Here is a 9,969-nt window from a genome sequence, read left to right as displayed (position 1 = left end):
GATCTACGGCGGCCCGCCGCGAGCTCACGGCGTGCGGGTGCGGGACTCCGGGCCGTGCCAGGAGTCCCAGAGGGCGGCGTAGGAGCCGTCCTCGGCGAGCAGCTCGTCGTGGGTGCCGAGCTCGGTGATCCGGCCGTCCTCGACGACGGCGACGCGGTCGGCGTCGTGCGCGGTGTGCAGCCGGTGCGCGATCGCCACGACGGTCCGGCCGTCCAGGACGGCGGCGAGCGTGCTCTCCAGCCGGCGCGCGGCCCGCGGGTCGAGCAGCGACGTCGCCTCGTCCAGCACCAGCGTGTGCGGGTCCGCGAGGACGAGCCGGGCCAGCGCGAGCTGCTGCGCCTGCGCGGGCGACAGCGCCGCGCCGCCCTCGCCGACCTCGGCGTCCAGGCCGGGGCCGTCCCAGTCGACGGTCGCGAGGACCTCGCGCATCCGCGCGTCGGAGGCGTCCGGGCGCGCCATCGCCAGGTTCTCGCGGAGCGTGCCCCGGAACACGTGGTGCTCCTGCGTGACGAGCGCGACGTGGCCGCGCAGCTCGTCGAGGGGCAGCTCGACGAGGGGGACGGGCGCGTCCGAGCCGACCGTGACCGCGCCGGAGCGGGGCCCGTCGATCCCGGCGAGCAGGCGGCCCAGCGTCGACTTGCCCGCGCCGCTCGGCCCGACCATCGCCAGCCGCTCCCCCGGCCGCAGGTCGAGGTCCACGCCGTGCAGGACGTCGCGGCCCGCCCGGTAGGAGTAGCGGACGTCCCGCGCGGTGAGCCGCTCGCCGTCCGGGCGACGGGTGCCCGCCTCCCGGTCCGGCGGGACGTTCCCGACGCCGAGCAGCCGGGCCAGGGACGCGCCGCCGAGCTGGAGCTCGTCCAGCCGGGACAGCAGCATGTCGACCGGTTCGATCAGCTGCTGGACGTACAGGGTCGCGGCGGTCACCTGCGCGAGCGAGGCCATCCCGTGCGCGTAGAACAGGCCGCCGAACAGCAGGGTCGTCGCGACCGGCAGCACGAACCCGAACTCGGCGACCGGGAACAGCACGGTCCGCAGCCGCAGCGTGTACCGCTCGGCGGCGTAGGAGCGGGCGATGTCGGCGTCGCCGCGGGCGTGCCGGCGCTCGGCGAGGCCGAACGCCTCGACGGTCCTGGCGCCGTGCACGGTCTCGGCGAGGCCGTCGGCGATCAGCGCCCACGAGGCGTTCTCGCGCAGGTAGCCGTCCCGGCAGCGCGGCAGGTACCAGCGCATGACGCCCCACAGGATCGGGACGGAGACCAGGCACGGCAGCGCGACCAGCGGGCCGTTGACCAGCAGCGCGCCGAAGGTGAACGCGCCGACGACGATCGCGACGAGGGTCTCCGGGACGGCCTCGCGCAGCGAGGTGCCGAGCGTGTCGACGTCGCGGGACGCGCGGGTGACGAGGTCGCCGGTGCCGGCCCGCTCGACGGCCGACAGCGGCAGCCCGAGCAGCCGGTCGACGAACTCCTCGCGCAGCTCGGCGAGGACGCGCTGGCCGAGGCGGGCGGAGGTGAAGTAGGCGTACCGGGTCAGCACGCCCTGGACGATCACGAAGCCGGCGATGGCGAGCGCGGTGGTGTCGATGTGGGCGGTCCCGTCGCGGACGCCCTCGACCAGCTCGCCGAGCAGCCGGGGCGCGACGAGGCCCGCGACGGCGGCGAGGCCGTGCAGCGCCAGCGTCCCGGCGAGGGCGCGCGGGTGCCGCAGCGCGACGCGGCGCGCGTACGCCCGCACCTGCGCGGGCTCCGCGACCGGCAGGATCTCGGTGCTCACGGTTCTCGGGCCCTTCCGTACAGCGGTCCGGTGGTCGGGTTCGGGTGGTCGGTGGGTGTCGGTGGGTGGTCGTCCGGTCAGCGGCGCGGGGCGGCCTCGCCGCGGGTCACGGCCGCGGCGTAGCGCGGCTCGGTCCGCAGCAGGTCGCGGTGGGTGCCCTCGGCGACGACCCGCCCGTCCTCGACGAACGCGACGTGCGCCGCGCGGTCCAGCATCAGCGGGCTGGTCGTGCACACGACGGTGGTGCGGCCCGCGCGCGCCTCGCCGAGCCGTTCGGCGATCCGCGCCTCGGTGTGCGCGTCGACGGCGCTGGTCGGCTCCACGAGGACCAGCACCTCGGGGTCGGCGGCGAGCGCCCGGGCCAGCCGGAGCCGCTGCCGCTGCCCGCCGGAGAACTCCCGGCCCGCCTCGGCGACGTGCCGGTCCAGGCCGGACGCGGCGGCGATGTCCTCGGCGGACGCCGCGCGCAGCGCCCCGTCGAGCACGGCGGCGGGCGTGCCGGGCGGGGCGAGGGCCTCGGCGAGCGTGCCGGCGAACAGCCGGTCCTCGTTGACGGCGACGAGCACGCGGCGGCGGATCCCGGCGACCTCGCAGAGCGGGACGCCGGCGAAGTCGACGTCGCCGGGCGCGTACCGGCCGAGCCGGTCGGCGATCGCCTGCGCGTCGCGGGGCTGCGCGGCGGCGATCGCAGTGACCCGCCCGGGCCGCACCACCAGGCCCGACGCGATGTCGACGAGCTCGGCGGGCCCGGCCGGGCGGGCGGTACCGCCGTCCGGTGCGGGCTCCAGGTCGAGCAGCCGGACGACGCGCCGCGCCGCCACCAGCCCCTTGGTGATCTTGCCGGCGGCCTCGCCGATCGTCCGCAGCGGGACGATCAGGAAGACCGCGTAGCCGTAGCAGGCCACCAGGTCACCGACGCCGATCTCGCCGCGCGCCACGTAGTGCGCGCCGGCCCAGGTCACGGCGGCGATCAGCAGGCCGGGCAGGAGCACCTCGGCCCCGGAGATCCGGGACTCGGCGCGGGCCGCGGCGACGCCGGCGTCGCGGACCCGGCCGGACAGGGCGCGGTACCGGCCGGAGAACAGCCGCTCGCCGCCGATGCCGCGCAGGATCCGCAGCCCCTCCACGAGGTCGGTGGCGCGGCCGTTCAGCTCGCCGACCAGCTCGCGGTGCGCCTCCTCGCGCTCGCGGAACGGGCGCAGCAGCGGCGCCGCGAGCAGCAGCACGAGCGGGACGCCGACCAGCACGACCAGGCTGAGCTGCGGCGCGGTCGCGAGCAGCACGGCCGCCACCACGACGATCGCGACGACGGCGCCGGAGCCGCGGCACACGATGTCGACGACGTCGCCGAGGTGCGCGACGTCGGACAGGCCGATGCTCACGACCTCGCCCGCGCCGAGCCGCCTCGGCAGCGTCGCGCCCAGCCGGGTCGCGTGCCGGGTGACGATCTGGACGGTCCGGTACGCCGACGACAGCCAGAGGAAGACCGCGCGCCGGTGCCTGAGGATCCCGGTCGCGGCCTGCGCCCCGCCGAGGGCGAGCAGCACCGCCGTCCAGAACAGCAGCGCGCGGTCGTCGCGGCCGGCGACGCCCTCGCCGATGGCGCGGCCGATCGCGGCGGGCATCAGTGCCTGGCTGAGCATCCAGCCGACCCCGAGCAGGCCCCCGGCCAGCACGCCGCGCCATTCGGCGCGCAGCAGCCAGAGCAGGTAGCGGGCGGGAGATCGGTGGTCGGGGCTGCCTGGATCTTTCTCCGGCAACGGTTTCACCGGACGAAGATATGCGGCGACCCCCCGGAAGTTCGAACGATTTTCTGCCCCGCGCCGGGGTCCGGCGGGACCCGGGGTCAGCGCGCCGGGGAGGGGTTCCGGGCCGTCCGGGACCCGCCTCGCGGACGATCACAGGGGTGCGCGGGAACGCGGGGACACGCTAAGGTCGGAGGGCATGGGAGCGAGGTTCCTCGGCTCCCCGAGCCGGGACCGCGGCGGCTAGGCAGATGCCGCTCCCCCGGTGCGGTCCGGTCCTTGCGTCCTGCCACCGCAGGAATAACCGGAACGGTCCGGCCGTTGCCAGTGCCGTCGCCAGCCCCGACTTTTCCGGAAGCTTAGTGAGCACTATCAGTCACCAGACGCATCCCTTCACGCCAGGGGCCGAGGACAGGGTCGACCTGCTCCTCATCGACGACGACCCCGCCGACGTGCTGATGGTCGAGAAGATGCTCGCCGACAGCGGCCTGGACGCGCTGATCACCGTCGCGGCGGACCTGCCGACCGCGCGGCGCCGGCTGACCCGCCGCACGCAGTGCATCGTCGTGGACCTCTCGGCGCCGGGGATCGACCGGCTGGACGGGCTGCGGCAGGTGCTGGACATGTCCGGGACGGCCGCGGTGGTGGTGCTGACCGGGCTGGACGACGCGGGCCTCGGCGTCCGCGCGGTCGCCGCCGGCGCCGAGGACTACCTGGTCAAGCAGGAGGTCGACGGCCCGCTGCTGGCCCGCGCGGTGCGCTACGCCATAGAGCGCAAGCGGTCGGAGGAGACCGAGCGGCGGCTGGTGGAGGCGCGCATCCTGGGCCGCGAGAACGCGCGGCTGGAGCGCGGGCTGCTGCCCGTCCCGCTGATCGACGACCCCGCCCTGCGGCACCACACCCGCTACCGGCCGGGCCGGCGGCGGGCGCTGCTCGGCGGCGACTTCTACGACACGGTGCAGACCGAGGGCGGCGCCGTCCACCTGATGATCGGCGACGTGTGCGGGCACGGCCCGGACGAGGCGGCGCTCGGCGTCCAGCTGCGGATGGCGTGGCGGACGCTGGTGCTGGCCGGGCACACCGGCGAGCAGCTGCTCGGCACCCTCGACACCGTCCTCGGGCACGAGCGGCGCAGCGAGGAGATCTTCACCACCCTCTGCATGATCACGATCGCGCCGTCCCGGCGGACCGCGCGGATGCACCTGGCCGGGCACCCGGCGCCGCTGCTGTTCCGCGACGAGCCGGACGGCGGCTTCGAGGTCGCGGCGCTGCCGGAGTACGCGCACGGCCCGGCGCTCGGCCTGGTGCCGGGCGCGGAGTGGCCGACGACGGAGATCGATCTCGGCGAGTCGTGGGGGCTGATGCTCTACACCGACGGCCTGATCGAGGGACGGGTCGGCGCGGGGTCCACCCGGCTCGGCACCGACGGCCTCGTCGAGCTGGCGCGCGGGGCGCGCGGCAGGGGCGCCACCGGGCGGTCGCTGATCGACGAGCTGGTGACCGAGGTGGAGCGCCTCAACGGGGACGCCCTGACCGACGACCTGGCGGTGCTGCTGCTGTCCCGGCAGGCCACCGCGTCGTGATCCGCGCCACGGCGGCGTCCTGACCGCACACCGGCGGCGCCGGGGTCAATGTCGTCTGCGTCACTGCGCGGCCCGGTTCCCGAACTCTCTGTGACGTCACTCACGATCATGGAGGCCCCGCGGCACGGGGAGGCCCGTCCCGGCTCGGTTCATAGCCTGCGGCTATCGGATTGAGTGCGCTGATGACTTGGCGCTCTTGTCCAAATTGGACATACCGTTCGCGACGTGGCTATAGCGATACCTGCGATCTACCGATCGACCGTCGGCAAGAAGGCCGTCATGGCCGTGACCGGCGCAATCCTGGTGCTGTTCCTGATCGCGCACATGATCGGGAACCTGAAGATCTTCCTCGGTGAGAGCGACTTCGACCACTACGCGCACTGGCTGCGCACGATGGGCGAGCCCGCCGTCCCGCACCGGACGCTGCTGACGATCCTGGAGATCGTGCTCACGGTGTCGGTCGTGCTGCACATCTGGTCGGCGGTGTCGCTGGCCCGCCGCGCCGGGAGCGCCCGGCCCGTCAAGTACCAGGCGAAGAAGAAGTCGCACGCGCAGGGCTACGCCACCCACACGATGCGGTACGGCGGCGTCATCATCGCGCTGTTCGTCATCTGGCACCTGCTGGACCTCACCTTCTTCGCGGTGAACCCGCTGGGGTCCGACGCCACCCCCTACGACCGGGTCATCGCCGACTTCGACGGCTCCCGCTGGTACATCACCGTCTGGTACGTCCTCGCGGTCCTGCTGGTCGGCCTGCACCTCAACCACGGCATCTGGAGCGCGTTCCAGACCCTGGGTCTGCGCAGCCCCCGCAGCAACGGCACGCTGCGGCTCCTCGCCGGCGGCGTCGCCGGGGTCGTGACCCTCGGCTTCATCGCCGTCCCGATCTCCGTCACCTTCGGATGGGTGAGCTGACATGAGCGACAGCTTCTACAAGTCCGGCGAGCCGATCGCCGACGCCAAGGCGCCCAAGGGCCCGATCGAGGACCGCTGGACGACCCGCAAGTTCGAGGCGAAGCTGGTCAACCCGGCCAACCGCCGCAAGAAGAAGATCATCATCATCGGCACGGGCCTGGCGGGCGGCTCGGCGGGCGCCACCCTCGGCGAGGCCGGCTACCACGTCATCCAGTTCTGCTTCCAGGACAGCCCGCGCCGCGCCCACTCGATCGCCGCGCAGGGCGGCATCAACGCCGCGAAGAACTACCGCAACGACGGCGACAGCGTGCACCGGCTGTTCTACGACACGGTGAAGGGCGGCGACTTCCGCTCCCGCGAGTCGAACGTGCACCGCCTCGCCGAGATCTCCACGCAGATCATCGACCAGTGCGTCGCGCAGGGCGTCCCGTTCGCCCGCGAGTACGGCGGCCTGCTCGACAACCGCTCGTTCGGCGGGACGCAGGTGTCGCGCACGTTCTACGCCCGCGGCCAGACGGGCCAGCAGCTGCTGCTCGGCGCCTACCAGGCGCTGATGCGGCAGGTCGACGCCGGGAACGTGGAGCTGTACCCGCGGCACGAGATGCTCGACCTGATCATGGAGGACGGCCGGGCGCGCGGCGTCGTCGTCCGCAACCTGATCAACGGCGAGATCAAGCACTACACCGCCGACGCGGTGGTGCTGGCGTCCGGCGGCTACGGGAACGTGTACTTCCTGTCCACCAACGCGATGGGCTCGAACGTCACCGCGTCCTGGCGCGCGCACCGGCACGGCGCGCTGTTCGCCAACCCGTGCTACACCCAGATCCACCCGACCTGCATCCCGGTCAGCGGCGACCACCAGTCCAAGCTGACCCTGATGTCGGAGTCGCTGCGCAACGACGGCCGCGTCTGGGTGCCGAAGAAGGCCGGCGACACCCGCAAGCCGTCCGCCATCCCCGAGGACGAGCGCGACTACTACCTGGAGCGCATCTACCCGTCCTTCGGCAACCTGGTCCCCCGCGACATCGCCTCCCGCGCCGCCAAGAACGTCTGCGACGAGGGACGCGGCGTCGGCCCCGGCGGCCTCGGCGTCTACCTCGACTTCGCCGACGCGATCGAGCGGCTCGGCCGCGACAAGGTCGAGGCCAAGTACGGCAACCTCTTCGAGATGTACGAGCGCATCACCGGCGAGAACCCGTACGACACGCCGATGCGCATCTACCCGGCCGTGCACTACACGATGGGCGGGCTGTGGGTCGACTACGACCTGGAGTCGACGATCCCCGGCCTGTTCGTGATCGGCGAGGCGAACTTCTCCGACCACGGCGCGAACCGGCTCGGCGCGTCCGCGCTGATGCAGGGCCTCGCCGACGGCTACTTCGTGCTGCCGAACACCATCAACGACTACATCGCCCGCAACGCCCTCCCGCCGGTCGACGAGAAGAGCATCGCCGCGGCCGAGGAGCGGGTGACGTCGCGCATCGAGAAGTTCCTGTCGATCGACGGGGACCGCTCCGTCGACTCCTTCCACCGCGAGCTCGGCCACATCATGTGGGAGTACTGCGGCATGGAGCGCACCGAGGAGGGCCTGCGCAAGGCCCTGGAGCTCATCCCGGCGCTGCGGGACGAGTTCTGGAAGCGCGTCAAGGTCACCGGCAAGGGCGAGGAGCTCAACCAGCAGCTGGAGAAGGCCGGCCGCGTCGCCGACTTCTTCGAGCTCGCCGAGCTGATGGTGATCGACGCCCTGCACCGCACCGAGTCCTGCGGCGGCCACTTCCGCGCCGAGAGCCAGGACGAGGACGGCGAGGCCAAGCGCGACGACGACAACTTCGGCTACGTCGCCGCCTGGGAATGGGCCGGCGAGGGCGAGCAGCCCGTCCTCCACAAGGAGGACCTGAACTTCGAATACGTCCACCCGACGCAGAGGTCGTACAAGTAATCATGAAGCTCACACTGCGCGTCTGGCGCCAGAGCGGCCCCCAGGACAAGGGGAAGATGGTCGAGTACAAGCTCGACGACATCTCCCCGGACGCCTCGTTCCTGGAGATGCTGGACGTCCTCAACGAGAAGCTCATCGCCGACGGCGAGGAGCCGGTGGCGTTCGACCACGACTGCCGCGAGGGCATCTGCGGCATGTGCTCGCTGGTCATCAACGGGACCCCGCACGGCCCCGAGGAGCGCACCACCACCTGCCAGCTGCACATGCGCAAGTTCAAGGACGGCGAGGTCATCGACGTCGAGCCGTGGCGCGCCAAGGCGTTCCCGGTCGTCAAGGACCTGGTGGTGGACCGGTCCGCGTTCGACCGGATCATCCAGGCGGGCGGCTACATCACGGCGCCGACCGGCACCGCCCCGGAGGCGCACTCCACGCCCGTCCCGAAGCCGGACGCGGACCGCGCGTTCGAGGCCGCCGAGTGCATCGGCTGCGGCGCCTGCGTCGCGGCCTGCCCGAACGGCTCGGCGTCGCTGTTCCTCGGCGCGAAGGTCACCCACCTCGGCCTCATGCCGCAGGGCCAGCCGGAGCGCTGGGACCGCGTCGTGTCGATGCTGGACACCCACGACGACGAGGGCTTCGGCGGCTGCACCAACACCGGCGAGTGCGTCGCGGTCTGCCCGAAGGGCATCAAGCTCGACGTGATCGGGAACCTGAACCGCGACTACCTGAAGGCGACCGCCGGCGGCAAGAAGCGCTGACGCGTCGGCCCAGGCCACGGCCCCGCCCGGTTCTCCGGGCGGGGCCGCTCTACTGTGTGCGCATGACGATTACCCTGGTCCCCTACCACCAGGACGAACGCCTCCCCGGCACGTCGTTCCCGCTCCCCGGCGCCGAGGTGGTCACGGTCGCGGGGGAGCTTCCCGGCGGCGACGTCTGGTCGCGGATCGGCGCGCTGTACGAGCGCGTCGCCGCCGAGGTCGCCGCGCAGGTCGCGGACGGCGCGGTCCCCTCGGTGGTCTCCGGCTGCGGCCGCTGCCGGAGGACCGGGCCGTGCTCGTGGACGCCCGCGACCTCGACCCGGCGGAGGCCGAGTTCCTCGCCTCGTCCCGCGTCCGCCGCTGCCCGGTGGACGACATCGACCTTCCGGACGGCCCGCTCGTCCTGCACATCGACGTGGACGTGATCGACAAGGCGGAGCTGCCGGGGCTGCGGTTCCCGGTCGGGAACGGCCCGTCGTTCGACGCCGTCGTGGCGGCCGTCAGCCGGGTCAAGGCCACCGGCCGCCTCGCCGCCCTCGACATCGCCTGCCCGTGGCATCCGGCGCGGGAGGGCGACGACGAGATCCGGGGCCGCCTCCTCGCCGCCCTGCTGGCGTCCTGACCCGCCGGTAACCCTGGGCCGAACGGCACCGCGTGCCCTACCATGCTCCTCATGCACGTGCATAAGACTGTGCATCAGCATGAGCACCTGCACGGTACTCGCGAGGTGCCGTTCGCGCTGCACCGGTCCATCGTCTGCGTGGACGTCGAGAAGTTCGGCGGCCGGGCGAACTGGGACCAGCTCACCGTCCGCGACGCCATGTTCCGCGCCCTGGAGACGGCCCTGGCCGAGTCGCGGGTGCCCGAGGAGCACTTCACCTGCGAGGACCGGGGCGACGGGGCCCTGGTCCTCATCGACCCCGCGGTGCCGAAGGAGCACCTCGCCGGGCCGTTCCCGGCGCGGCTCGCGGCGTGCCTCGAACGGCACAACGGCGCCGCCGCGCCCGGCGCCCGCTTCCGGCTGCGGGCCGCGGTGCACGCCGGGGAGGTGCACTACGACCGCCACGGCGTGGCGGGCAGCGCGGTCAACCTGCCGTTCCGGCTGCTGGAGGCCGGGGCCCTCAAGGAGGCCCTGCGCGGCTCCGCCGGGGCCCTGGCGCTGATCGCCTCGGAGTGGTTCTACCGGGAGGTCATCGCGCAGAACCGCACCTGCGAGGCCGCCGCCTACCGGCGCGTCCGCGTCTCGGTCAAGGAGGCGG

Annotated in this window: 8 protein-coding genes; 6 read left to right on the top strand and 2 right to left on the bottom strand. The window is 73.3% G+C overall.

The genetic code is table 11. From position 1 onward, the window contains the following. Positions 1-24: 24 nt before the first annotated feature. Both ABZ914_RS38955 and ABZ914_RS38950 read right to left on the bottom strand, forming a co-directional pair. Entirely contained in the window at positions 25-1,773 is a 1,749-nt protein-coding gene (locus ABZ914_RS38955) for an ABC transporter ATP-binding protein (RefSeq protein ID WP_500199509.1), read from the bottom strand. A 77-nt stretch (positions 1,774-1,850) separates the two neighbouring features. Then, positions 1,851-3,542 carry an ABC transporter transmembrane domain-containing protein gene (locus tag ABZ914_RS38950; protein WP_500199508.1) on the bottom strand — a complete coding sequence of 564 codons (1,692 nt, stop codon included), beginning with the start codon at positions 3,540-3,542 and terminating at the stop codon, positions 1,851-1,853. Between the two features lie 338 nt (positions 3,543-3,880). Between ABZ914_RS38950 and ABZ914_RS38945 the strand changes: the two genes are divergently transcribed. The 6 genes from ABZ914_RS38945 to ABZ914_RS38920 form a co-directional block, all read left to right on the top strand. Then, positions 3,881-5,101: a PP2C family protein-serine/threonine phosphatase gene (locus ABZ914_RS38945; protein ID WP_347256879.1), complete on the top strand. Its 1,221-nt coding sequence runs from the start codon at positions 3,881-3,883 to the stop codon at positions 5,099-5,101. A gap of 246 nt (positions 5,102-5,347) precedes the next feature. Then, positions 5,348-6,016, top strand: coding sequence for a succinate dehydrogenase cytochrome b subunit (locus ABZ914_RS38940; protein ID WP_433155258.1), 669 nt, complete (start codon positions 5,348-5,350; stop codon positions 6,014-6,016). 1 nt (position 6,017) lies between these two features. After that, positions 6,018-7,955: a fumarate reductase/succinate dehydrogenase flavoprotein subunit gene (locus tag ABZ914_RS38935; RefSeq protein ID WP_387022416.1), complete on the top strand. Its 1,938-nt coding sequence runs from the start codon at positions 6,018-6,020 to the stop codon at positions 7,953-7,955. A 2-nt stretch (positions 7,956-7,957) separates the two neighbouring features. Beyond that, entirely contained in the window at positions 7,958-8,710 is a 753-nt protein-coding gene (locus ABZ914_RS38930) for a succinate dehydrogenase/fumarate reductase iron-sulfur subunit (RefSeq protein WP_190861036.1), read from the top strand. A gap of 292 nt (positions 8,711-9,002) precedes the next feature. Then, the gene (locus ABZ914_RS38925) at positions 9,003-9,332 is read left to right on the top strand and encodes an arginase family protein (protein ID WP_500199506.1); all 330 of its coding nucleotides are present in this window, start codon (positions 9,003-9,005) and stop codon (positions 9,330-9,332) included. 51 nt (positions 9,333-9,383) lie between these two features. Continuing rightward, positions 9,384-9,969 (top strand): hypothetical protein (locus ABZ914_RS38920; protein ID WP_500199505.1); only part of this gene is annotated, 586 nt, incomplete at its 3' end.

This window comes from Spirillospora sp. NPDC046719 (assembly GCF_040645715.1).
GTDB lineage: Bacteria > Actinomycetota > Actinomycetes > Streptosporangiales > Streptosporangiaceae > Spirillospora.
The sequence above is the reverse complement of the archived record's forward strand: the minus strand, read 5'-3'. Positions and strand labels throughout refer to the sequence as shown.

Excerpts from the sequence above, each read along its gene's own strand:
- ABZ914_RS38935 (WP_387022416.1), top strand. The coding sequence starts at position 6,018 with ATGAGCGACAGCTTCTACAAGTCCGGCGAGCCGATCGCCGACGCCAAG.
- ABZ914_RS38930 (WP_190861036.1), top strand. The coding sequence starts at position 7,958 with ATGAAGCTCACACTGCGCGTCTGGCGCCAGAGCGGCCCCCAGGACAAG.